The sequence below is a fragment of the Streptacidiphilus albus JL83 genome, assembly GCF_000744705.1.
GTDB lineage: Bacteria > Actinomycetota > Actinomycetes > Streptomycetales > Streptomycetaceae > Streptacidiphilus > Streptacidiphilus albus.
Genome location: NZ_JQML01000001.1, coordinates 763,359 through 786,547, shown reverse-complemented (window position 1 = coordinate 786,547; position 23,189 = coordinate 763,359). Strand labels below are relative to the sequence as shown.

At 71.6% G+C, this 23,189-nt stretch carries 21 protein-coding genes and 2 pseudogenes; 8 read left to right on the top strand and 15 right to left on the bottom strand.

Features of this window, described 5'->3' with window-relative positions:
- Nucleotides 1–31 precede the first annotated feature (31 nt).
- Nucleotides 32–610, bottom strand: coding sequence for a nuclear transport factor 2 family protein (locus tag BS75_RS03665; protein WP_034087164.1), 579 nt, complete (start codon nucleotides 608–610; stop codon nucleotides 32–34).
- 103 nt (nucleotides 611–713) lie between these two features.
- On the opposite strand from BS75_RS03665, the gene BS75_RS03660 reads away from it, so the two are divergent.
- Nucleotides 714–1,328, top strand: coding sequence for a TetR/AcrR family transcriptional regulator (locus BS75_RS03660; RefSeq protein WP_034087163.1), 615 nt, complete (start codon nucleotides 714–716; stop codon nucleotides 1,326–1,328).
- Between the two features lie 34 nt (nucleotides 1,329–1,362).
- Here BS75_RS03660 and BS75_RS49890 read toward each other — a convergent pair whose 3' ends face one another.
- Nucleotides 1,363–1,806, bottom strand: coding sequence for a hypothetical protein (locus BS75_RS49890; protein ID WP_034087162.1), 444 nt, complete (start codon nucleotides 1,804–1,806; stop codon nucleotides 1,363–1,365).
- Nucleotides 1,807–1,952: 146 nt separating this feature from the next.
- Nucleotides 1,953–2,174 (bottom strand): annotated as a pseudogene (locus BS75_RS52075) (helix-turn-helix domain-containing protein); the annotation flags it as partial.
- Nucleotides 2,175–2,573: 399 nt separating this feature from the next.
- On the opposite strand from BS75_RS52075, the gene BS75_RS03650 reads away from it, so the two are divergent.
- The 3 genes from BS75_RS03650 to BS75_RS03640 all read left to right on the top strand — a co-directional run bounded on the left by BS75_RS03650 (nucleotide 2,574) and on the right by BS75_RS03640 (nucleotide 5,076).
- The gene (locus tag BS75_RS03650) at nucleotides 2,574–2,990 is read left to right on the top strand and encodes a subtilase-type protease inhibitor (protein ID WP_034087161.1); all 417 of its coding nucleotides are present in this window, start codon (nucleotides 2,574–2,576) and stop codon (nucleotides 2,988–2,990) included.
- A 155-nt stretch (nucleotides 2,991–3,145) separates the two neighbouring features.
- Nucleotides 3,146–4,324, top strand: coding sequence for an alpha/beta hydrolase (locus BS75_RS03645; protein WP_231607669.1), 1,179 nt, complete (start codon nucleotides 3,146–3,148; stop codon nucleotides 4,322–4,324).
- Nucleotides 4,325–4,437: 113 nt separating this feature from the next.
- On the top strand, nucleotides 4,438–5,076 hold the full coding sequence (locus tag BS75_RS03640) for a hypothetical protein (RefSeq protein WP_034087160.1): 639 nt from the start codon (nucleotides 4,438–4,440) through the stop codon (nucleotides 5,074–5,076).
- A 17-nt stretch (nucleotides 5,077–5,093) separates the two neighbouring features.
- On the opposite strand, the gene BS75_RS03635 is transcribed toward BS75_RS03640, so the two are convergent.
- From BS75_RS03635 to BS75_RS03595, 8 genes are all read right to left on the bottom strand, one after another.
- Nucleotides 5,094–6,314 (bottom strand): IS256 family transposase, encoded by a 1,221-nt coding sequence (locus BS75_RS03635; protein WP_034087159.1) that lies wholly within the window; start codon nucleotides 6,312–6,314, stop codon nucleotides 5,094–5,096.
- Nucleotides 6,315–6,768: 454 nt separating this feature from the next.
- Complete coding sequence (locus BS75_RS03625) at nucleotides 6,769–9,324, bottom strand: sensor histidine kinase (protein WP_231607668.1); 2,556 nt, start codon at nucleotides 9,322–9,324, stop codon at nucleotides 6,769–6,771.
- A gap of 26 nt (nucleotides 9,325–9,350) precedes the next feature.
- Nucleotides 9,351–9,977 carry a potassium-transporting ATPase subunit KdpC gene (gene kdpC / locus BS75_RS03620; protein ID WP_042440297.1) on the bottom strand — a complete coding sequence of 209 codons (627 nt, stop codon included), beginning with the start codon at nucleotides 9,975–9,977 and terminating at the stop codon, nucleotides 9,351–9,353.
- A 55-nt stretch (nucleotides 9,978–10,032) separates the two neighbouring features.
- Nucleotides 10,033–12,150: a potassium-transporting ATPase subunit KdpB gene (gene kdpB / locus BS75_RS03615; protein WP_034087158.1), complete on the bottom strand. Its 2,118-nt coding sequence runs from the start codon at nucleotides 12,148–12,150 to the stop codon at nucleotides 10,033–10,035.
- Complete coding sequence (gene kdpA / locus BS75_RS03610; protein ID WP_034087157.1) at nucleotides 12,147–13,811, bottom strand: potassium-transporting ATPase subunit KdpA; 1,665 nt, start codon at nucleotides 13,809–13,811, stop codon at nucleotides 12,147–12,149. Before kdpA ends, kdpB begins: the two co-directional genes overlap by 4 nt.
- Nucleotides 13,811–13,900, bottom strand: a complete 90-nt coding sequence (gene kdpF / locus BS75_RS45495; protein WP_034087156.1) for a K(+)-transporting ATPase subunit F — start codon at nucleotides 13,898–13,900, stop codon at nucleotides 13,811–13,813. Before kdpF ends, kdpA begins: the two co-directional genes overlap by 1 nt.
- 392 nt (nucleotides 13,901–14,292) lie before the next feature.
- Nucleotides 14,293–15,129 (bottom strand): SDR family NAD(P)-dependent oxidoreductase, encoded by an 837-nt coding sequence (locus BS75_RS03600; RefSeq protein ID WP_034087155.1) that lies wholly within the window; start codon nucleotides 15,127–15,129, stop codon nucleotides 14,293–14,295.
- 505 nt (nucleotides 15,130–15,634) lie between these two features.
- Nucleotides 15,635–16,093 (bottom strand): MarR family winged helix-turn-helix transcriptional regulator, encoded by a 459-nt coding sequence (locus BS75_RS03595; protein WP_034087154.1) that lies wholly within the window; start codon nucleotides 16,091–16,093, stop codon nucleotides 15,635–15,637.
- A gap of 183 nt (nucleotides 16,094–16,276) precedes the next feature.
- Between BS75_RS03595 and BS75_RS03590 the strand changes: the two genes are divergently transcribed.
- Nucleotides 16,277–17,533: an alpha/beta hydrolase gene (locus BS75_RS03590; protein ID WP_034087153.1), complete on the top strand. Its 1,257-nt coding sequence runs from the start codon at nucleotides 16,277–16,279 to the stop codon at nucleotides 17,531–17,533.
- 24 nt (nucleotides 17,534–17,557) lie between these two features.
- Here the strand turns inward: BS75_RS03590 and BS75_RS03585 are convergent, their stop codons facing one another.
- The 3 genes and pseudogenes from BS75_RS03585 to BS75_RS03575 all read right to left on the bottom strand — a co-directional run.
- On the bottom strand, nucleotides 17,558–18,631 hold the full coding sequence (locus BS75_RS03585) for a TIGR03617 family F420-dependent LLM class oxidoreductase (RefSeq protein WP_042440301.1): 1,074 nt from the start codon (nucleotides 18,629–18,631) through the stop codon (nucleotides 17,558–17,560).
- Nucleotides 18,632–18,764: 133 nt separating this feature from the next.
- Nucleotides 18,765–19,439 carry a pyridoxamine 5'-phosphate oxidase family protein gene (locus BS75_RS03580; protein WP_034087152.1) on the bottom strand — a complete coding sequence of 225 codons (675 nt, stop codon included), beginning with the start codon at nucleotides 19,437–19,439 and terminating at the stop codon, nucleotides 18,765–18,767.
- Nucleotides 19,440–19,582: 143 nt separating this feature from the next.
- Nucleotides 19,583–20,065, bottom strand: a pseudogene (locus tag BS75_RS03575) (macro domain-containing protein); the annotation flags it as partial.
- A gap of 142 nt (nucleotides 20,066–20,207) precedes the next feature.
- Here BS75_RS03575 and BS75_RS03570 point away from each other — a divergent pair.
- The 3 genes from BS75_RS03570 (at nucleotide 20,208) to BS75_RS03560 (ending at nucleotide 22,684) form a co-directional block, all read left to right on the top strand.
- Nucleotides 20,208–20,585: a hypothetical protein gene (locus BS75_RS03570; protein ID WP_034087151.1), complete on the top strand. Its 378-nt coding sequence runs from the start codon at nucleotides 20,208–20,210 to the stop codon at nucleotides 20,583–20,585.
- A 645-nt stretch (nucleotides 20,586–21,230) separates the two neighbouring features.
- A complete protein-coding gene (locus tag BS75_RS43885) occupies nucleotides 21,231–22,169 on the top strand; it encodes a DUF929 family protein (RefSeq protein ID WP_052069145.1) in 939 nt (312 codons plus the stop codon).
- Nucleotides 22,166–22,684 (top strand): vitamin K epoxide reductase family protein, encoded by a 519-nt coding sequence (locus BS75_RS03560; protein WP_197091890.1) that lies wholly within the window; start codon nucleotides 22,166–22,168, stop codon nucleotides 22,682–22,684. Before BS75_RS43885 ends, BS75_RS03560 begins: the two co-directional genes overlap by 4 nt.
- 103 nt (nucleotides 22,685–22,787) lie before the next feature.
- Here BS75_RS03560 and BS75_RS03555 read toward each other — a convergent pair whose 3' ends face one another.
- Nucleotides 22,788–23,078, bottom strand: a complete 291-nt coding sequence (locus tag BS75_RS03555) for a DUF1905 domain-containing protein (RefSeq protein WP_034092332.1) — start codon at nucleotides 23,076–23,078, stop codon at nucleotides 22,788–22,790.
- Nucleotides 23,079–23,189: the final 111 nt, after the last annotated feature.

Here is a 23,189-nt window from a genome sequence, read left to right as displayed (position 1 = left end):
GGGAGTGGTGCGGGGTGGTCGGGGAAGTGGGTCAGGCCTTGCTGAGCCAGGCGGCGCCGGCGGCCTTGATCTCGGCTTCCAGGGCGCTGTCGCGGGTGGGGAACTCGCGCACGACGGGGAAGCCGGACTTCTCCAGCAGGTAGGCCAGGGCGGCGTACTCGCGCGGGAAGCGGCGGACCTCCTGCTCGTCGGCTTGCCGGCCCTCGGTCAGGAAGTTGAAGTAGCTCATGTCGTAGCTGCTGTCGCGGCGGCTGATGCGCCAGCCGCCGTCACGCTTCTCGACCTGGTCCAGGAAGCGGTTGTGGGCGGTTGCGCCGAGCTCCAGGACCGGGTTCTCGGCGATGATCATCGCGTTGGTCTGCACCAGGGCGCGGTCCCCGTTGAAGGTGATCTGCGGGTGGGTGATGAGGTGCTTGCTCCGTAGGCCGGAGGCGCCCATCCGGGCCGATCCGTCGACGAAGTCGCTGGCCAGGCCGTCGAACCAGGTGATGGCGATGGTCGCGCCGGGGTGGAACAGGCCGCGCAGCCGGTCCCACTCGCCCAGGTCGCGGTGCATCCAACCGGTCATCAGATCGGCGATCGCGGCGCGGTCCTCAAGGCGTGCGTCCATGGTGCAGGGCTCCCGTAGATAGAGGACGAGGTTGTTTCTTAAATCCACCGTACCTCGGTGGACCGTTCGACGCGAACGGCTGCCGACGGCTATAACGGGAAGGGTGACTGCCTCTGCTGCGACGCCATCCCCGCAGCTCCACGCCCCCGTTACCCGCCGCCGGGGGGTGGAGCTGACCCAGGCGATCTACCGGGCGACGCTGGAGGAACTGGCCGCGACCAGCTTCGAGGAACTGAGCTTCGAGAGGATCGCTCCCAGGGCCGGCACCGGCAAGTCGGTGCTGTACCGGCGCTGGAGCACCACCGCCGAGCTCGTCCTGGCCGCGCTCAAGGACGAGGACGCCGGGCTGGGCCGACTCACCGCGCCGGACACCGGGACCCTGCGGGGTGACCTGCTGTTCCTGCTCACCAAGTTCGCCCGGCTGCTGGAGGAACCGCGCGGACGCGCCCTGCGGCCCCTGCTGACCCAGCGCCCCCGCCATCCCGAGCTCTTCGCCCAGGTCATGGACCAGGTCATCCTGCCGCACCGCAGCGTCCTGCTCGACTGCATGCTCACTGCGGTCGGGCGTGGCCAGGCCGCCCCCGAGCGCGCCACCGCCCGCACCGCGGCCATCGGCCCGCGACTGATCGTGGCGGAGTCCATCGACCGCGGCCCCGTCCCCGACGAGGAGGTCAGGGCCGTGGTCGACGAGGTGCTGCTCCCGCTGCTGGCGCCGTAGCGGGGCAGGTCACGCTGCCGGCCCCGGTTCCGGCTCATCTCCGGGGGCGGGGCCTGGCTCCGGCTTCCTCGTAGAGGGGTGCGGCATGGGCCCAGAGTGATTCGAACGACTCCTCCAGTCCGGTGATCACCTTCGGGTCGTCGATCAGCAGCATGGGAGTGGCGGCCGGGCTCTGCCTGGAGTGCAGCACCGGCAGCAGGGCCCTGCTGCCGTCGGTGAGGATCATCCGGGTGGGCACATCACGAGTGACCCGCGAGACCTCGCCGGCCTGTGCGAAGTCGCGTGCGCTGGCCAGGAGGGCCGGGTCCTGGAGGATGTCGCTGTGGTAGATGCAGCGGACGGTGCCGCCGGCGGCGGTGAGCTGGTCCACGCGCTCGATCCACGACGCGTCCCCGATGCCCTCGAACGGCGGGCAGGCGGTGGCCAGGACCGAGTGCTGGGCGGCTTGGCACCACTGGCCGGACTCGGCCAGGACCACCCGGCCCCGGGGACCGCAGGCCGACCGGGGCCGGACTGTCCCGCCCGCGCCGCGAGCCAGGCGGGGCGCAGCTGCGCGACGACGTCGACGGCCAGCTGCCTGCCCGTGTCGATCAGGCGGGTGATGCCGCGCTGGGGGTCGATGGCGTCGAAGCGGGCCGGGCGCAGGTCGTGCCGGACCACGAGGCTCTTGTCCTCCAGGCTCTCCAGGACGTCGTAGACACGCTGCCGTGGGATCCGTGCGGCGGTCGCGACCTGCGCCGCAGACATTCCGCTGCGGTTCGCCAGGGCGATGTACACGCGCGCCTCGTACAAGGTCAGCCCCAGGGCGAGCAGAGGGTCCACAAGCGAAAAGGAGGTACTTGTCATGTTCTACACATATCACTCGGTCATGGCCCGGAGGCAGTGCCGCCGGTGTCTGCACGCCCCTGGCGGGTCCAAAAAGGGCACCCAATCGGCCATGTGCACGCGGCCGACGGCCGGGGGTTGCGGCGCAAGTCCGGATATGCCGGGAGCGGTGACACCTCCGTCCGGGGTGCCCTGAGCCCGCCGGCGCCCCAGCTGACCAGGCAATACTTGCCGCCGGCGGCGCGCCGGGCGCCCCTCGGTCCGAGGCTGCGACGACGCGCGGCGACAGGGGGATTCCAGGCCATAGTTCGGTCGCAGTATGTGGTCACATTGTGACGCACGGGCATGATCGGGTGTGCGCATGCCAAGGCTGCAGGCAAGACTGCGCTGCGATGTCCGTTCGTCCGACAGGAGATTGAAATGCGCACTCGGAATGTTCTCGCAGCAGCGGTCGCGGCCACCGCGGCCGGCCTCCTCGCCCTGAGCCCGACGCCGGCCTCCGCGATCCCCATCAACCAGGGACCCGACGACCTGGTCCTCAGCGTGGCCGGCGCCGGCCCGCAGCGCCAGGCCGGTGTCGAGCAGGCGGTCACGCTCAGCTGCACCCCGACCGCCGAGGGCACCCACCCCGACGCGGCGGCCGCCTGCGACAGCATCATCAGCGTCCAGGGCGACATCGCCCTGCTCCCGGCCGCCGGCACGCTGTGCCCGATGATCTACCTCCCGGTCACGGCCACCGCGGTCGGCGTCTGGAACGGCAGGCACCTGTCCTACCAGCAGACCTTCGCCAACCAGTGCGTCATGCTGCGGGCCACCGGTGAAGTCTTCAACCTCTGAGCCTCCTCCTCGAAGCGGGGCCCGGTCCCGCCGGACCGGGCCCCGGCACCGGCTCATCGGAGAAAGGTTCGTGCAGACAGGAACCGTGCGGTGTGAGTTTCCGTCCTGCAGGTAAGAGCAGGCCAGTACGGCCACAAGCACCGACGGAGTCCACCTTGCCCGACCAGCGCACCGTGCCCGACCAGCCCGTGATACCCGGGCAGTCCGGTGGCGGCCTCTCCGTTTCCGGCGGGAACCGGGCTGCGGCCCGCAAGCTGCGCTCCCGTGGGCGGCGCCGGCGCCGAACGGCGCTGCTGATCGCAGCCACGGTCTGCCTGGGCGGTGTCGTCGGTGTGGGCATCCCGATGATGAAGCACTACGAGATCCCGCCGTTCAGCCAGAAGGGCGAGCCGATCAACTTCGGCACGACCGTGGCCACCGGTCCGGGCGGGGGCGGCGGTACGGCGGTGAAGGCCGCTGCCGACACCGTCCTGCCGACCGGCCCGGAGACTCCGTGGCGGATCGCGCACACCCTGGACGACGGCACGCACATTGCCGTGGCCACCATCACCGGCAAGAAGTCCGGCTACACCGGCAAGGTGTGGGTGTGGGCACCCAAGGAGTACGGCGACCCGAAGTACGCGCACAGCGGCTTTCCGGTGCTGATCGCCCTGCCGGGCGGGCCCGGCTTCAACGACAACTACTGGGCCGACCCCGGCCTCAAGCTGGAGCAGAGCATCAGCTCCTGGTACCGGTCGGGCAAGAGCAAGCCGTTCCTGCTGGCCATGCCGGTGCTCAACCCCGGGCCCGACGACCACGACCACTACTGGGACGGCAGCGACATCCCCGGCCAGCCCAAAATGGGCACCTGGTTGGCCGATGACATCCCCGATCTGATGAAGCAGAACTTCCGGACGCTCAAGTCACGCGACGGCTGGGCCTTCATGGGCTCCTCCAGCGGCGGCTTCGCCGGACTCAAGACGGTGCTGCAGTACCCGGACCGCTTCAAGGCGGTGCTCGCCTCCGGCCCGGACATCGTGCCCGACTCGCCCTTCTGGAAGGGCCACGAGAAGGAGCAGCAGCAGAACAACCCGCAGGTGCTGGCCGGCCAGCTGATCGCCCGCAAGGGACCGGACGTCTACCTCGCCTTCCAGGTCGGCACCGCGGAGGGCCGGACGACGATCAGCGCGATCAAGAACTTCATCGCCTCCTACGGCAACCGCGGGCCGGTCCACACCACCCTCAACCTGATCCCCGGTGGCCGTCACAACGCCTACACCTACGTCCCGGCGATGGGCACCGGTCCGCTGCAGTGGATCAGCGACCAGTTGGAAGGGCCGACCCCCTCGGCGTGATCCTCGGTCGACAGCCGCGAGAAGCGATGTCGCTCGGCCCTCCGACGGGGCCCGGCAGCTCCGCCCCGGGAAATCAGGTGCGCCGATGACGGCTCTGCTGCTTGGCTGCGCCCATGGATCTCAACGACCGGATCGATCTCGTGGCCCGCAGCTGGACCCCCTCGCAGCAGTCGCACCCCGGCAACGTGGCTTGGCACGGCTCCGGCTGCGACGGGGCCCCGGCACCTGATGCCGTCCTCGACGGCAACGGCTGGTTCGCCGAGGTCTGGCACGCGGGTGAGGAGACGGAGGTCGAGGGTCACTTCTCGCCCGGGCTGTCGCGGGACGAACGGCGTCTCGCAGTCGGGAGGATCTTTGCGCAGGCGCCCCGGGGCTCCATCGGCCTGGTGACCGGAACGCCGATGGCGGACACCTTTCGCGAGGCCGGCGCGCATGAGCGGGGTGGCCCCTTCTTCCTGCTCCAGCACCGAGGGCTCGGCCGACTGCCGCGGGTGCCCCTGGCCCCCGGGTACAGCATCGTGACGGCCGAGGAGGCCGGCGAGGCCGCACGAGTCGAGGCCCACCGCCGAGCCTGGGCTCCGGCCCGGATCAAGGAGCTGCTGGGCCTGACCATCACCGGCAACGAGCCGGGCAGCAACTTCACCCTCGACGCGTTCCGGGCGCTGAAGGGGGTCGTGGCCTATCGGCCCGAACTCGACCTCGTGGTGCTGGCTCCGGACGGCGGCCCGGTCGTGTCCCTTGGAGTGGTGTAACGGTCGCATGCCAACGGTTAGGCGGTGGGCGGTAGTTCGTCGGGGGTGTGCGAGTCGGGGTAGATCTTGTCCATGCTGCCTTCGGGCAGGTAGCGGCGCGGGAAGGCAATCCATTCATCGTGCATCTCGAAGAGCACGGCGGTGACCAGTCGTAGGAGCGCGTCGTCGTTGGGGAAGACCTGGACGACGTCGGTCCGGCGCTTGATCTCGCGGTTGATCCGCTCCAGGGGGTTGGTCGACTGGATCTTCTTCCAATGTCGCTCCGGGAACGCCGCGAAGGCGGTCAGGTCGTCCTTGGCCTCGATGAGCATCTGCCTGACCTTGGGGAACTGCTTGCCGAGCATGTCGGCGACGGTGTCGAGCTGAGCGCGGACGGCGTCCTGGTTCGGCTGGGCGAAGACCGTGCGGATGGTCGCGGCGACCATCTCCGCCGCCTCCTTCGGGATCACGGCGAAGACATTTCTCAGGAAATGGACGCGGCATCTCTGCCAGGCCGCGCCGAGCATGACCTTGCGGATCGCCTTGACCAGGCCGGAGTGGCTGTCGGAGAGGACCAGGCGGACCCCGGCCAGGCCGCGTTCGCGCAGGGAGCGCAGGAACTCGGCCCAGAACGCCTCGGTCTCGCTGTCTCCGATCATCACGCCCAGGACCTCGCGGCCGCCGTCCTCGGTGATGCCGGTGGCCACGACCACGGCCCGGGAGACGATCTGGTGGTTCACCCGCGCCTTGCAGTACGTGGCGTCGAGGTAGACGTAGGGGAAGCGGGTGTGGTCCAGCGGCCGGGTGCGGAACGCGACGAGCTGTTCGTCCAGGCCGGCGCAGATGCGGGAGACCTCGCTCTTGGAGATGCCGCTGTCCGCGCCGAGGGCTTTGGCCAGGTCGTCGACCGAGCGGGTGGACACACCCAGGACGTAGGCCTCCATGATGACCGCGTAGAGCGCCTGGTCGATCCGCCGGCGCCGTTCCAGCAGTACGGGGAAGAAGCTGCCGGTGCGGACCTTGGGGATGGCCAGGTCCAGGTCGCCGGCCTGCGTGGTCAGCACCCGCTCGCGGTGGCCGTTGCGCCAGGTGGTGCGGGCATCGGTGTGCTCGCCGGGCTCGGCACCGATCCGTGCGGTGGCCTCCGCCTCGATCAGCTCCTGCAGGATCCGCTGGGCCAGGACCCTGATCAACTCAACTCCGTCGGCCGTACGCAGTGACTCCGAGAGCCGCAACAGGTCAGACTGGGACAAGGCCATCGCACACCTCTCATCAACGAGCTTCGCTACTCGGAGAGTTGCGCGATGGCTGCCCCATGACCAGGGGTCATTCCAAGATCCCTGCTACACCACTCGGCGGGACGCCATCGGCGGCCCGGCGGCCCTCGCGCTGGGCTGGTACGACGAGCGCTCCCGAAGCGTCCTCTTCGAGCCGGTCGGCACCGTCCCCGAGCATGCCCGGCGGGGGCTGGCCCGGGCCGTCTGCGTCTCGGTGATGACGAGGGCACGGGAGTCGGGAGCCACGCAGGCCGTCGTCGGTCCGCGCGGCGACGACGCGTACCCGGTTCCCCGGCGTCTCTACGGCTCCCTCGGCTTCTCCACACTGACGCGCACGTGCACGCTGGCGTGGAAGGCGACCCCGTGAGGGGGAGTCCTGCCCGGGCGGGCCAACAGGGGCGGGCCAACAGGGGGGGCCACGCGCAGCGGTGAGGCGTCAGCCGGCCGGCGCCGCGGGCAGGGTGAGGGCCATGGTCAGGCCGCCGCCGGGGGTGTCCTCCGGAAGCAGGGTGCCGCCCATGCTCTCGGCGAAGCCCAGCGACAGGGCCAGTGGCAGCCGGATGCTGCGCCGGGCGCCGCCGCCGTCGGCGCTCCGGGGCGGGAAGGGGTCGAAGACGCCGTCGCGGTCGGTGGCCGGGGACCACGGTCCCCGGTCGGCGACCCGGATCTCGACCCGGTCGTGCACCGGCCCGGCGGAGACCTGGATCTCCGCCCCGTCGGCGGTGCGGAGCAGGGCGTTCTCCAGCAGGTTGGCGAGGATCCGCTGCAGCAGGCCCGGATCGGCCAGCACGGCGGGGACCTCGTCCAGTCCGCTGCTGCCGACGGCGACCCGGGCCTCGCCCAGGGACTCCCGGGCCCCGGTGAAGCACTCCGCGACCGACACCGCCCGCAGCTCGGGAGTGAGGCTGCCGGTGTGCAGCCGCCCGAGGTCGGACAGGTCGTCGGTGAGCCGGGTGAGGCTGTCGAGGGCCGCCCGGGCGTCGCCGAAGAGCTCCTGCCGGTCCTGTTCCGGGAGGACGATGTCGTGGCTGTCCAGCGAGGTGACCGCGGCGACGGCCACCGAGAGCGGGTCGTGGAGGTCGTGGCTGACGGCTTCGAGCAGCGCCGCGCGCGCCTGGTTGGCGGCGCCGATCGGTTCCGCCCCGGCCACCGCCAGGGCCATCCGCTCCCGCTCCAGGGCCGCGCCGACGTGCGCCGCGAAGGCGGTGAGCACGCGCCGGTCGGCGGCCGGCAGTGGACGGCCGTTCAGGAGCAGCAGCGCGTCGCCGCCGACGGAGACCTCCTCGGTCGCGGTGCCGTGCCGGTGGTCCTCGACCTCCTCCCCGACCGTGGCCAGCAGCTGGTCGCCGCCGGCGCCGTCGCGGCGGACCAGGGCGACGCGGTCCATGCCGAAGGTCTCCCGCAGCCGGGCCAGCAGCGCCGGGACCGCCTGCTCGCCGCCGAGGATGGTGTGCGCCAGCGCCGAGAGCGTCTCGGCCTCGGCGGTGGCGCGGGCGGCGCGGTGCGAGCCGGTGGTGGCCCGGTCGACGACGGTCGCCACGGTCAGCGCCACCAGCGCGAAGACGACCAGGGCCAGCACGTTGTTGGGCCGGTCGACGGTGAAGCGGTGGATCGGCGGGATGAAGTAGTAGTTGAGCAGCAGCGAGGCGGTCACCGCGGCGAGCAGCGAGGGCAGGACGCCGCCCAGGCAGGCGACGCCGACCACGGCCAGCAGGTACAGCAGCGCGTCGCTGGTCAGGTTGAGCGAGGAACGGGTCCCGGTGAGGACCAGCGTGAGCAGGACCGGGACCAGCAGGGCGGCCCCGGTGGCGACGACGCGGCGCAGGGTCGGGTGCGGAGCGGTGGGCGCGGGCAGGTGGCGTCCGCGTCCGGAGGCCTCGTGGGTGACCCGGTGGACGTCGATGTCGCCGGAGAGCTCGGTGGTGGTCTCGCCGATGCCCGGACCGGTCAGCGAGCGGGCGATCCGGCCGCGCCGGCTGGTGCCGAGCACGAGCTGGGTGGCGTTCTCGGCGCGGGCGAAGTCGAGCAGTGCGGTGGGGACGTGGTCGCCGACCACGGAGTGGTAGCTGCCGCCGATCTTCTCCACCAGTCGGCGCTGGGTGGCGAGGGCGGCCGGGTCGGCCTCGGCCAGCCCGTCGCTGCGGGCGACGTGGACGGCCAGCAGGTCGCCGCCGGAGGCGCGGTCGGCGATCCGGGCGGCCCGGCGGATCAGGGTCTCGCCCTCGGGCCCGCCGGTGAGCGCGACCACCACCCGTTCGCGGGTCTCCCAGACCTTGCCGATGCCGTGCTCGCTGCGGTAGCGCTGCAGCCCCTCGTCGACCCGTCCGGCCAGCCAGAGCAGGGCCAGCTCGCGCAGGGCGATGAGGTTGCCGACCCGGAAGTAGTTCGACAGGGCCGCGTCGACCTTCTCCGGACCGTAGACATTGCCGTGCACCATCCGGCGGCGCAGGCCCTCGGGCGGCATGTCCACCAGCTCGATCTGGTCGGCGCGGCGGACGATGTCGTCGGCGACGGTCTCCCGCTGCGGCACTCCGGTGATCTTCTGCACCACGTCGTTGAGCGACTCCAGGTGCTGGATGTTGACGGTGGTCAGCACGTCGATGCCGGCGTCGAGGAGTTCCTGCACGTCCTGGTAGCGCTTCTCGTTGCGGCCACCGGGGATGTTGGTGTGGGCGAGCTCGTCGACCAGGGCGACCTCGGGACGCCGGGCGATCAGCGCGTCCACGTCCATCTCGGTGAACCGGGAGCCCCGGTAGTCGCGTTCCAGCCGGGGCAGGACTTCGAGCCCGGTCAGCCGGTCCTCGGTCCGGTGCCGGTTGTGGCACTCGACGTAGCCGACCACCACGTCGGTGCCCCGGTCCAGCCGGCGCCGGCCCTCGTCGAGCATCCGGTAGGTCTTGCCGACGCCGGGGGCGGCGCCCAGGTACACCTTGAGCCGGCCCGGCGTGGTCGGGACGTGCCGGCTCGCGCCGGAGGCGGACAGCTGGGTCACGTGTGATCCCTTCCCCTGGCCGGGGGTCAGCCGAGCCGCGCCAGCGCCAGGTTGAGCGTGACGACGTCGACCCGCGACTGTCCGAGGAAGCCGAGGCTGCGGCCCTGGGTGTGCGCCGCGACGAGCTGCCGGACCACCGCCGGGGCCAGCCGACGGTGCCGGGCAACGCGGTTGACCTGCTCATAAGCGTAGGCGGCGGAGATGTCGGGGTCGAGGCCCGACGCGCTGGCAGTGACCGCGTCCGGCGGGACGGAGGACGGCCGGACGCCGTCGAAGAGCGCGACGGCCAGTCGGCGCAGCTGGATGGTTCGGGTCAGGCCGGGGTCGTTGGGGCCGAGGTTGGAGGCGCCGGACGCGGTCGGGTCGTAGCCGGCGCCGGCCGCCGACGGGCGCGGTTGGAACCAGCGGGGGTCGGGCAGGGCCGGGGTCCGGACGGCGCGGGTCGGCAGGTCGAAGTTCTGGCCGAGCAGGCTGGAGCCGACCACCCGGCCGTCGAGCCGCACCAGCGAGCCGTTGGCCTGCCCGGGGAGGGCGAGTTCGGCGATGCCGGTGATCAGCAGCGGGTAGGCGACGCCGCAGAGGACGGTGAACACCAGCAGGATCCGCAGTCCCGTCAGATGGAGCCGGATCAGCGCCGGCAAGGGCTTGGCCACGGGTCTTCCCACGCTCTCTCTCAGAAGCTCTCAGAAGCTCTCGGAAGTCGGAGTTCTACCGCAGGCCGGGGATGAACTGGACGACCAGATCGATGATCTTGATGCCGACGAAGGGCAGCACCAGCCCGCCGAGCCCGTAGACCCCGAGGTTGCGGCGCAGCAAGGCGCCCGCCGAGGACGGCCGGTAGCGCACCCCGCGCAGGGCGAGCGGGATCAGCCCGATGATGATCAGTGCGTTGAAGACGATCGCCGAGGTGATCGCGGAGGTGGGGCTGTGCAGGTGCATGATGTTGAGCCGGCCGAGCCCCGGATAGACGCTGGCGAACATGGCCGGGATGATCGCGAAGTACTTGGCGACGTCGTTGGCGATGGAGAAGGTGGTCAGTGCGCCGCGGGTGATCAGGAGCTGCTTGCCGATCTCGACGATCTCGATCAGCTTGGTCGGGTTGGAGTCCAGGTCCACCATGTTCCCGGCCTCCTTGGCGGCCGAGGTACCGGTGTTCATGGCCACGCCGACGTCGGCCTGGGCGAGCGCGGGGGCGTCGTTGGTGCCGTCGCCGGTCATCGCGACCAGCTTCCCGCCCGCCTGCTCCTGGCGGATCAGCGCCATCTTGTCCTCGGGCGTCGCTTCGGCGAGGAAGTCGTCGACCCCCGCCTCCTCGGCGATGGCCGCGGCCGTCAGCGGGTTGTCACCCGTGATCATGACGGTCTTGATGCCCATCCGCCGCAGGTCCTCGAAGCGCTCCTTGATGCCCTGCTTGACCACGTCCTTGAGGTAGATCACGCCCAGCACCTGCGCCGGGTCGGCGCCCTGCTGCTCGGCGACGACCAGCGGCGTGCCGCCCAGGTGCGAGATCCGCTCGACGGCGAGGTCCAGCTCCTGGCCGGCCTGGCCGCCGTGGTCGCGGACCCAGGCGGCCACCGATCCGGCCGCGCCCTTGCGGGTGGCGTGGACGCCCGACGGCTCGTCGAGGTCGACGCCGGACATCCGGGTCTGGGCGGTGAACTCGATCCAGCTGGCGTGGCCGAGCTCGCCCTGGGTCCGGGCCCGGAGCCCGTACTTCTCCTTGGCCAGGACGACGATGGAGCGGCCCTCGGGGGTCTCGTCGGCCAGCGAGGAGAGCTGGGCGGCGTCGGCCAGCCGGGCGATGTCGACGTCGCCGACGGTGAGGAACTCGGCGGCCTGGCGGTTGCCGAAGGTGATGGTGCCGGTCTTGTCGAGCAGCAGGGTGGAGACGTCGCCGGCGGCCTCGACCGCGCGGCCCGACATCGCCAGCACGTTGCGCTGGACCAGCCGGTCCATGCCGGCGATGCCGATCGCCGAGAGCAGCGCCCCGATGGTGGTCGGGATCAGTGCCACCAGCAGTGCCACCAGCACCACGATGGTCTGCTCGGCCCCGGCGAAGGTGGCCATCGGCTGGAGGGTGACCACGGCCAGCAGGAAGACGATGGTGAGCGAGGCGAGCAGGATGTTCAGCGCGATCTCGTTCGGCGTCTTCTGCCGGGAGGCGCCCTCGACCAGGGCGATCATGCGGTCGATGAAGGTCTTGCCGGGCTCCGAGGTGATCTTCACGACGATCCGGTCGGAGAGGACCTTGGTGCCGCCGGTGACCGCCGAGCGGTCGCCGCCGGACTCGCGGATGACCGGGGCCGACTCGCCGGTGATGGCCGACTCGTCCACGGACGCGACGCCCTCGACCACGTCGCCGTCACCGGGGATCACCTGTCCGGCCTCGACCAGTACATGGTCGCCGAGGCGCAGCTCGGTCGCCGCGACCTCCTCCTCGGCCACCCCGGTCGCCCCCGGCGTCCAGCCGCCGACGACGCGGCGGGCCACGGTGTCGGTCTTGGTCCGGCGCAGGGTGTCGGCCTGCGCCTTGCCGCGGCCCTCGGCGACGGCCTCGGCCAGGTTGGCGAAGACGACGGTGAGCCACAGCCAGACGGTGATCACCCAGGCGAAGGTGCTGGGCTTCTGGATCGCCGAGAGCGTGGTCAGCAGCGAGCCGACCTCGACCACGAACATCACCGGGTTCTTCACCATCACCCGGGGGTCGACCTTGCGCACGGCGTCGGGCAGCGAGGCGAGCAGTTGCTGCGGGTCCAGCAGCCCGCCGGAGACCCGGTGCGTGTCCGGGTGGGCGTCCGGCTGCAGTTGGGGGGTGTCGGTGGTCATCGGTGCAGGCCCTCCGCGAGCGGCCCCAGTGCCAGGGCGGGGAAGTAGGTGAGACCGACGACGATCAGGACCACCCCGGAGAGCATGCCGACGAAGAGCGCGTTGTGGGTGGGCAGCGTTCCGGTCCCGGCCGGGACCGGGTGCTGCCGCGCCAGCGAGCCGGCCAGCGCCATCACGAAGACCATCGGCAGGAACCGCCCGAACAGCATCACCAGCCCCAGCGCGGTGTTCCACCAGGTGGTGGTGGCGGAGAGGCCGGCGAAGGCGGAGCCGTTGTTGTTGGCGGCCGAGGTGAAGGCGTAGAGCACCTCGGTGAAGCCGTGGGCGCCGTGGTTCAGCATCGCGGCGCGCTCACCCTTGAAGGACATCGCCACGCCGGTGCCGACCAGGACGATCGCCGGAGTGGTGAGGATGTAGAGAGAGGCGAACTTCATCTCCCGGGCGCTGAGCTTCTTGCCCAGGTACTCCGGGGTGCGGCCGACCATGAGACCGGCCACGAAGACCGTGATCACCGCCAGCACCAGCAGCCCGTACAGGCCGGAACCGGTGCCGCCGGGGGCGATCTCACCGAGCATCATGTCGAAGAGCGCGACCCCGCCGCCGAGCGCCGTCAGCGAGTCGTGCGCGCTGTTGACCGCACCGGTCGAGGTGAGGGTGGTCCCCGAGGCGAACAGCGCCGTGGCGGCGATGCCGAAGCGGACCTCCTTCCCCTCCATCGCGGCGTGGGCGGCCTGGGGCGCGGTGCCGTGGTGCTGGTACTCGAAGAAGGTCAGCAGGGCGCCGGAGGCCACCCAGAAGACCGTCATCACGGCCACGATCGCGTAGCCCTGCCGCCGGTCGCCGATCATCCGGCCGAAGGTGCGCGGCAGCGAGAAGGAGATCACCAGCAGCAGGTAGATCTCCAGCCAGTTGGTGAACGGGTTGGGGTTCTCGAAGGGGTGCGCGGAGTTGGCGTTGTAGAAGCCGCCGCCGTTGGTGCCCAGCTCCTTGATGACCTCCTGTGAGGCCACCGGTCCGCCCGGGATCGACTGGCTGCCGCCGGCGATCGTGGTGTAGACGTGGGCCGCGTGCAGGTTCTGCACCAGGCCGGCGGCGATCAGGACGACGGCGAAGACGATCGAGACCGGCAGCAGCAACCGGACCACGATCCGGGTGACGTCCGTCCAGAAGTTGCCGACCCGGTCGGTGCGGTTGCGGGTGAAGCCGCGGATCAGCGCGGCGGCGACGGCGATCCCGACGGCGGCCGAGAGGAAGTTCTGCACCGCCAGTCCGGCCATCTGCACCAGGTGGCCCATGGTCGACTCGCCCGAGTACGCCTGCCAGTTGGTGTTGGTGACGAAGGAGGTGGCGGTGTTCCAGGCGGTGGCCGCCGGCACGGCCGGGAAGCCGAGGGCGAGCCAGAGGTGGTTCTGCACCCGCTGGAACGCGTAGAGGAAGAGCACCGAGACCGCCGAGAAGGCCAGCAGGCTGCGCAGGTAGTACGACCAGGTCTGGTCGGCGTCGCCGTCCACCCCGATCACCCGGTGCAGCAGGCGTTCCACCCGCAGGTGCCGGTCGCTGCTGAGCAGGTGCGCCATGTAGTCGCCGAGCGGCCGGTGGGAGAGGGCGAGTGCGGCCGCCAGGGCGAGCGCCTGGAGCAGACCCGCCGACGTCGGGCCCACTAGAACCGCTCCGGCAGGATCAGCGCCGCGATCAGGTAGCCGACCAGCGCGACCGCCACCACCAGTCCGATGATGTTGTCCGCACTCACAGCCGCTCCACCCCCCGCGCGATCAGCGCGAGCAGGCCGAACACGACGATCGTGACGGCGACGAAGGCCACGTCGGGCATGCGTAGCTCCACTCCGGTTGCGGTCTGCGGGTCAGATCCGTCCGGAGGGATCACCAGGGCCGCGCCGCAGGAAACCTGAACGGTCGCCGACTCGCCCGAACGCGGGAGTGCCCCGGTCGGACCGGAGGCCGAACGGGGCACTGCTGAGGGGGCTGCTCACGGACGGTCAGGCATTGGGCCTCCGGCCGTGGTTGCCGCCCTTCTTGCGGCGGTCGTGCTTCTTGCGGGCGCGCTTGGACACGGGTTCCTCATCGTCGGGGTAGGCGTTCGGTGGAAGGGGAGATGACGCATGCTCAGCTCCGGGGCGGCGGCTCAGGCCCTCGTCGCGACGAGGTCGGTCAGCCGCTCGCTGAGCTTGAGCAGCCGGTCGACCGAGCGCTTCTCGGTGACCTGGGCGCCGGCTGCGGCCGGGGTCAGCCCCTCGTAGTACGCGCCGTTGACGACCTCGGTGCTGGGCCGGCACAGGGCGACCACGGTCTCGGCGACCTCGGCGGCGGGACGGCCGGACGTCCCGTACAGCGGCCGGATCGCGGTCTCGGCGATGCCCGGGTGCACGCTGAGCGCGGTGTGGCCGGCCGGGAGCCACTGGGCGAGCGCCGAGACGAAGGTGGTCAGGGCGAGCTTCGACTGGCCGTAGGCGGCGATCCGGGAGTAGCGCTTGGCGCGGGTGACGTCGGTCCAGTCGATGTTGGCGGTGCGGTGCAGGCTGGAGCCGAGGGCGACGATCCGGCTGTCGGCGCTGCGGGTCAGCGACCGTTCCAGCAGCCGGGTGAGCAGGTACGGGGCCAGGTAGTTGACCTGGAAGCAGATCTCGTTGCCCGCCCCGGTCAGGGTGCGCCGCTCCGGCGCGGCGATGCCCGCGTTGTGGACCAGCAGATCCAGCCGCGGATGCCGGTCGGCCAGCTCCTCGGCCAGCCGGTCGACCTGGCCCAGATCGGTGAAGTCGGCTTCGGCCGGTTCCAGGCTCGCCGCGGGCGCGCCGGCCGACACCAGCTGCCGTACCGCGGCGGCGGCGCTGTCGGCGGTGGGGCCGTGCACGATCACGCTGGCCCCGCCGGTGGCCAGGCGGAGCGCGGTCTGCAGGCCGATGCCCTCGGTGGCGCCGGTGACCAGTGCGGTGCGGTCGGAGAAGGAGAGGTCGGTGGACACGGTGGAGACCGTCCGTTCGGTGAAGTTCGGTGAGGAACGGGTGAAGTTCGGCGAGGAACGATGGGGCCCGGGGCGCGCGGGGCAGCCCGGGGCGTGCCGGGGCAGGCCACGGCAGGCCGAGCCGATGGGGCGGGGCCGGGCAGGGGAGTGCGGTGGAGAGGAAGTGGGCGCGTTTCAGCGCCGGGGCAGGCGCACGAACACGCCGCGACTCGTCGCCGGATGAGGCGGACGGTCGTCGTGGCTCCGGTCCGGCGGCACCAGCGGGGCCGCGCAGCACGGCGCCGTCACGGCGCAGCTCAGGCTGCGGAGGAAAAGGCCCATGGGGACGATCGAAGCGTCCCCGGACGCCCCGGACAAGCCGACGCGCGGTTTCCTGACGCCGTGCTGACGGCGGAGCGAAGATCCTGACGCTCCCTTGTGTCCGCGCGCATGTCCGCGAGGCTGTCCGCGCGCATGTCCGCGCGCATGTCCGCGCGCATGTCCGCGCGGCCGGGTGCCGGTGGCTTCAGAGCTGGTCGTAGATGGCGGCGAGTTGCCGCAGGACGTCGGTCGCGCCGTCCAGGGCGGTGGTGTCGTGGTGCGCGAGCGCGGTGTCGAGTGCCTGGGCCAGCGCGGCCTGGCGTTCCTGGTGGCGGCGGCGGCCGGCGTCGGTGAGGGCGACCAGGACCGATCTCTTGTCGTCGGCGGGGCGTTCGCGGGTGACGTAGCCGGCCGTGGCCAGGCCGTTGACCAGCTGGGTGGTGGCGGCGCCGGTGGTCTCGGTGGCGGCGGCCAGCCGACCGATCGGCAGCGGGCCGGCATCGGCCAGGGCGCGCAGCGCCCGCGCGTGGGTGAGGGAGAGGGCGCCGGGCGTCCGGGTGGCGCGTCCGCGCAGGCGGGAGTCGGCGGCGCTGAGGCTGTAGGCGGCGCGGGCCAGCTGGTCGAGGGCCTGGTTGCGGGCCTGGTCGCGGGTGGGCTCGGGCATGGGGGCGGACCTTCCGGGCGGGGTGGTGGGCGGGCTGGTGGGCGGGCTGGTGGTGGACCGGCTGGCTGGTGGTGGACCGGGGGCCGGTTGACATCCAGCTTAGTCTAAGTACTTAATAGCTAAGTACTTAGGCACTTCGGAGCGCAGCGCGAGCCGAGTGCCCACCCAGAGAGGACATCTGTCATGACTGTTCGTTCGACCGGCCAGAACTGGGCCCTGGACATCGCCCTCGCCCAGGGCGGCTTCGACGCCCTGCACCCCCAGGCCAAGGGCACCCTGGAGCAGTTCGGCCACGACCACACCGACTTCGACAAGGTCTTCGCCCTGGTCCAGAGCGGGGCGATGCTGCCCAAGGCGTGGGCCACGGTGGCCGGGCAGGCCGAGGAGCGCGCCGCCCACCACGAGCGCGGCGGCTTCGCGCAGACCGCCGCCGACCTCTACGTCCGCGCCGCCGTCATGTGGGGCCGCGCCCAGTACTCGATCTTCGACACCGCCGACCCGCGCAAGCTCGCCTTCCGTGAGCACACCAACCACTGCGTCGAGCGCATCGGCGCACTGCGCGACGGCCGGGTGCGCCGGGTGGTCCTGGACTTCGAGGGCGGTCAGATCTTCGCCCTGCTGCACCTGCCCGCCGGAGAGGTCACCGGCGCTCCGGCGGTCATCCTCGGCCCGGGGATGGACATGATCAAGGAGGACTACATCTACGCGGCCGAGCGCTACTACACCTCACGCGGCATCGTCGCCCTCTCCATCGAGGGCCCCGGCCAGGGCGAGACCCGGGCCAACGGCGTCACCGTCGACCTGACCAACTACGAGCGCGCCATCAGCCGCTACATCGACCACCTCGCCTCGCTGCCGCAGGTCGACCCCGACCGCATCGGCATGTTCGGCATCAGCATGAGCGGCTACTGGGGCACCCGCGCCGCCGCCACCGACCCCCGCCTCGCCGCACTGGCCGCCTTCGAGGCCGTCACCGGCGACTTCCGGACCATCTTCGAGCGGGCCCAGCCCACCTTCAAGAACAACTACATGTTCATGGCCGGCTACGACGACGAGGAAGCCTTCGACCGGGAGCTGGCCGGCGCCATGCCGCTGGGCGACCTGGTCCGGCAGATCACCTGCCCGGTCCTCTACGGCATCGGTGAGTTCGACGAACTCACCCAGCTGGAGCAGGCCCTGGCCAACTACGAGCGGATCCGCGCGCCCAAGGAGATGCGCGTCTACGAGAACGAGTTCCACCCGCTGGGCGGCACCGCCGCCGAGGTCTTCCGCTTCGGTGCCGAATGGGTCGAGCGCGCCCTGAACGGCGAGTTCCGCGAGCCCGGCCGCGACCGGCGCCACTACGTCCACCACGACGGCCGCACCACCGACGGCACCGCCAACCCCAGCTGGTGGCTCGGCACCGTCCCCAGCGAGATCAGCGACGCCCGGCAGGCATGAGGCCCAGCAGGCACGGCGCCCGGTTCAGCCGAGGGCGCGGATCGCGGTGAGCACGTCCGCGGTGAGCTCCGGGTCGGCGCCGGTCGCGGAGCTCACCGCCAGCCGGGTGACCACCCCGGCGTAGCGGCGGTGGATCTCCCGGGCGACCTCGTCCGGGGAGCCGGCCACGGCGAAGGCGTCGTACACCTGATCGTCGATCAGCTCGCCCATCTCGCGCCAGCGTCCGCGGACGGAGAGGGTGTGCAGCTCCTCGTGCAGCGCCCCCCAGCCGTGCTGCTCCAGCACCGGGCGGTAGGCGGGGGTGGAGGCGTAGAAGGCCAACCGCTCCCGCACGTCGACCAGGTTGGCCCGCAGCTCCTCCTCGGTGCGGCCGGTAGCGGTCAGCACGTTGCCGACCACCTCGAAGGGGCGGGCGGTCCACTCCGCGCCCTCGGCCTCGGCCTTGGCCCGTGCCTCGCGCACCCTCGGGAGCACCTGGGTGGTGAGGTAGTCGAGCGAGGTGAACGGGTGGCTGATGAAGCCGTCGGCGACGGCTCCGGCGGCGGCCGTCATCAACGGGCCGACGCCGGCCAGCAGGATCCGCGGCATCCCGGCCTCGATCCGGGGCGGGGCGAAGGTCGGCGTCATCAGGGTATGGGTGTAGAAATCGCCCCGGAAGGCGAGCCGGTCGCCGGTCTGCCAGCTGTTCCAGATGGCCCGCACCGCGTGGACGTACTCCCGCATCCGCGCGGCCGGCCGGTCCCAGGGCATCCCGAAGCGCCGGACGATGTGCGGCTTGACCTGGGAGCCGAGGCCGACGACCGCCCGCCCGCCGGAGGCCTCGTGCAGCCCCCAGGCCTCGTAGGCGAGGGTCATCGGGGTCCGGGCGAAGGCGATGGCCACGCCGGTCGCGAGCTCGATGGAACGGGTGGCGTCGGCGGCGCGGGCCAGTTGGACGAACGGATTGTGCGCGGTCTCGGCCACGACCAGGCGCTCGACGCCGCGGCTCTCGGCCGCGCGGGCCGAAGCCAGGATCGTACCGGGGTCGGCCGAGACACTGGCGTCCAGTCGGAGCCGGGGGCCGGTACTGGGGCCGGTACTGTCGACGGCCTCGGTCATCGGTCGTTCTCCTTGCTCGTGCGGCGGTGCAGGGTCGCGGTGAGGTCAGTGCATGCTAGCCAACCCTCCGGCGCGGGCCGGCGAACCTGCTCGGCGGCTCCGCCTGCAGTCCGGGCCGGGTGCTGCGCCGGCACTACCTCACCCGGAACTGGTCCGACCCGGTCGACAGGTAGGCGGGCAGCGCCACCGCAGGGTCGAGGTCGCCCGCGGGTTCGGGGGAGCCGTAGGCCCTGCCGACCGGCAGCACGCCGCTCCAGTAAGGGAGTTCCAGGTCCTCGGGGTCGTCGGCCGGCCCGCCGGTGCGGAGCTTGGCCGAGACCTCGTCCAGGTCCAGCCGGATCACGGCGGTCGCCGCCAGCTCGCGGGCGTTGGCCCGCCGTGAGTCGGCGCTGCGACCCGGGACGACCTGCTCGACGATGGCGTCCAGGGCGAGCGCCCGCTCGGCCGGATCGGTGACCTGGTGGGCCGTCCCGTGCACCACCACCGAGCGGTAGTTGATGGAGTGGTGGAAGGCGGAGCGCGCCAGCACGAGCCCGTCGACATGGGTCACGGTCGCACAGACCGGCAACCCCGGGTCCGCGGCCCCGCGCAGCGGACGCGAGCCGGTCGAGCCGTGGAGGTAGAGGTGCTCCCCGACGCGGGCGTAGAGCGTCGGCAGGACCACGGGAGCGCCCTCGCGGACGAAGCCGAGATGGCAGAGGTAGCCCTGGTCGAGGATCGAGTGCACCAGTTCGCGGTCGTAGGAGGCCCGCTCCCGCGAGCGGGTCGGGATCGTGCGCTCGGTCGCCTGGTAGTCCGTGCTCGCCATGGGATCGTCCTTTGAACTAGTACATAAGAGTTATTGCATTAGAATCAATCATAGGAAGAACGCGAAGATCGGGGCAAGGGGCGAGGCTGCCCGTGGTCGTGGTCGTGGTCGTGGTCGTGGTTGTGGTTGTGGTTGTGGTCGTGCCCGTGGTCGTAGACGGTGACGGCGATCCCGGGCGTCACCAACCGCTCGGTGATGAGCGGTTCGACGCGCTCCCAGTGGCCACCGGCCAGGCCGCAGCCGATGCGGGGCATGTGCACCGAGGCACCGCGCTCGGCGGCCTCGACCGCGACCGTCGCCAGCGCCGTGTCGATGGCCTCGTAGCGCACGGGCACCCCCTTGCTGCCGGTGCGGATGCCGTGCTGGCCGACCATGTTCGCCACCCACAGGCGGGGGCCGACCTGCACCAACTGCACCGCGCCGAGCCCGAAGTCGTTTCCGGCCCGCGCCCGGTGCCAGCGCCGGAACTCCTTCTCCGGCTCCGGCCAGCGCCGCGATACGGCCAGGACGAAGCCCTTCCCCCAGCCGCCCAGGTCGTTGCAGACGTGCGCGATCACCTTCGGGCCCTTGCCCAACGGTGTGGTCGCGTCGCCCCTTACGTACTCGATCCCCGTAGTCGTCGCCATGGTCCCGACGGTAACCGGCGGCGCTGACACCGCCCGCCAGCTGCGGATATCCGCTCGCACTCGGCTCGTCCGAAGCACTACGGTCGACAGCGGACCGAAGACCTGGAAGTAGTAGAAGCAGCAGAAGCAGTAGGAGTGCGCGATGACGAGCGAGCCCGTGAGCACGATGACGCTGTGGCGTCCCGTCGGCCCGGACGAGCTCGCGCTGGTCGATGCCTCGGGTTGGCGCGCGTGGCCGCCGCGTCTGCCCGAGCAGCCGATCTTCTATCCGGTGCTCAACGAGGACTACGCGATCCGCATCGCCCGGGACTGGAACGTGCCCGCCTCGGGCGTCGGCTACGTCACCCGCTTCGAGGTCGACGCGGACTTCGTCGCGCGCTACCCCGTCCAACAGGCCGGCGGGCGAACCATTCTGGAGCTGTGGGTGCCGGCCGAGGAGCTGGCGGAGTTCAACGCGCACATCGTCGGACCCATCGAGGTCACCCACGAGTTCCGCCCCGAATCCCGCCCCGCGCCGTGAACCCACCGGCCTCCGGCGACGGCGCGCGCCGCGGCGACGGCCGTCGCCGCGCCGTCGGCCAGTAGCGTCGGCAACGGTCAGACTCCGGCTGCGGTGCAGACCGTCCCCTGGGCAGATGCGAACGTGTCCGCCCGGCGCCCTGTCAACGTGTTGACTGCCCGGAACACGCTCTCGCTCGCCACGCCACGCGACGCCACCCCTTGTCCTCGGTCGCTGTCGGCGGGGGCGGCCGGTGGGCTCTTCGTGCCCCGCGGGGCGAACCGTTGCGACCCGGCGATGAGCGTCGCCATGGCCTTTCTGCTGGTCATGATGGTGTGATCCGTACCTCCGCCGGTCCCGGACCCGGCGCCCGACCGCCACGGATGCTGTGGCGGAGATCGTTGCCCTGCACCGGAGTTGTCCGGACCACGCTCCAACTCGCCCGCCGTGTGCGGCGACGGCCCACAGCGAGCCGCGCCCTGCCGGCCTTCGGCCGCACCGGGGAGGACCGGGACCGCCTACCGCGCGGGCGGCACCGTCCAGGAGAATCCATATTGTCGGAGCACGGTCACCCCCTCCGCTCCGCGGAGGTACCCGTCCGGAACCGATGAACCGTCACCCACCGTCGTACCAGACCGAGTCGCACCAGACCGAGGAGTACCGCTCATGTCAGTCCAGCCGAAGGACGACCGCCGACTGGCCCGGGAGCGCATAGCCGCGCTCCGCGCCGCCGAGCTGCACCGCCGTCGGATGATCACCGGCGCCGTGGCCGCGACCACGGCGGTCGTCCTGGCCGTCGCCACCCTGGTCGGCGTCAAGCTCGCCGACCACGGCACGTCCCCCGCCGCCGCTGCGGCCAAGGCCCCCGCGGCCGTCCAGGCCATGGCCGGAGCGGCCCCGGCCGCCCTGGTCGCCCAGGTGACCGGGGTGTCCCCGCAGGTCCTGGACCAGGTGGGGGCCGGGAAGGTGAGCACCCTGCCCGGCACCGTCTCCGGAGCTGCGGCGCTGACCAGCGGCGGCAAGCCCGAGGTCGTCTACGTCGGGGCCGAGTACTGCCCGTACTGCGCGGCGGAACGCTGGCCGATGATCATCGCGCTGTCCCGCTTCGGGACCTTCCAGAACCTCCAGCTCACCCACTCCTCCTCCTCGGACGTGGACCCCAACACGCCCACCTTCTCCTTCCACGGCGCCACCTACACCAGCGCCTACCTGGCCTTCAGCGGCGTGGAGACCAACACCAACCAGCCCGCCGCCTCCGGCAACGGCTACGGCACCCTGGACACCCCGACCGCTGCCCAGCAGCAGCTCCTCTCCACCTACGACGCCCCGCCCTACGTCGCCTCCGCGAGTACCGGCGCCATCCCCTTCGCCGACCTGGGCAACCGGTTCGTCGTCTCCGGCGCCTCCTACGACCCCGGACTGCTCGCCGGCAAGACCCAGCAGCAGGTGGCCGCCGTCCTCGACACCCCCGGCAACCCCATCGCCCAGGCCGTGGACGGCACCGCCAACGCGCTGACCGCCGCCCTGTGCAAGCTCACCGGCAACCAGCCCGCCACCGTCTGCAGCTCCAGCGCGGTCGCGGCCTACGAGGGGAAGCTGGGATGAGCGGCCGTTCCGACTCCCTGCAGACCTCCCCGTCGCGGGCCTCGGCGCAGCTCGGGCCGACCGCCGTGCCCAGGGCGCTGCCGCTGCTCGGCATGGTGCTGGCGCTGGCGGGTCTCGCCGTCGCGGCCTACCTGACCGTCGAGCACTACACCAGCCCGACGCTGCTCGCCTGCCCGGAGAACGCCGTCATCAACTGCCGCAAGGTCACCACCAGCCCGGAGTCGGTGCTGCTGGGCATCCCGGTGGTCTGGCTGGGCGTCGCCTACTTCCTCGCGATGACCGCCGCCAATGTGCCGGTCGCGTGGCGCAGCCCGAACCGGCTGCTGCGGACGGGGCGGCTGCTGCTGTCGGTCGCCGGGATCGGCACCGCGCTCTACCTCGTCTACGCGGAGCTCTTCGACATCAACGCCATCTGCCTGTACTGCACCGCCGTGCACGTGCTGTCGGTGGCGCTGTTCATCCTGACGCTCTTCGGCACCGCCGTCACCTCCCGTCCCTCCGTCAGCCCCGGCTGAGCCGGGCAGGAACAAGGGTTCCAAGGGTTCTTGCGCGTCACCCGACGGACACTCGGATATGGAGCATTGAAGGCAAGGCTCGCCCGGCTCGCGTCCCGGCGGCTCAGCGGCCGTGGACCGTCAGCCGGACGGTGACGGTGTCGCCGAGGTCGAGCGACTCGGCCTTGCGGACGGCGCTCTTGACCGGCAGCACGTAGCCGCCGTCCTTGGCGAACAAGGAGGTGGTCCAGTCGGTGCCGCCGATGCGCACGCCCACCGGGATCATGCCCCAGCCGTAGGTGACGGCGGCGGCGAGCGCCTGGATGTCCGCGGACCGCTCCGGCGGGACGGTCACGAAGTGGTGCGGCGCGGGGCCGCGCCAGTGATGGATCTCGCTGGTGAACTCGAACTCCACGATGCCCCCGGAAGGTGTGTCGGCTCGGGACGGTGACCCGACCAGGGTACTCACCGGCGCCGCCGCCGCCCCGGCGGGCGGTAGCGTCGACGGCATGAATCCGCCGCAGCC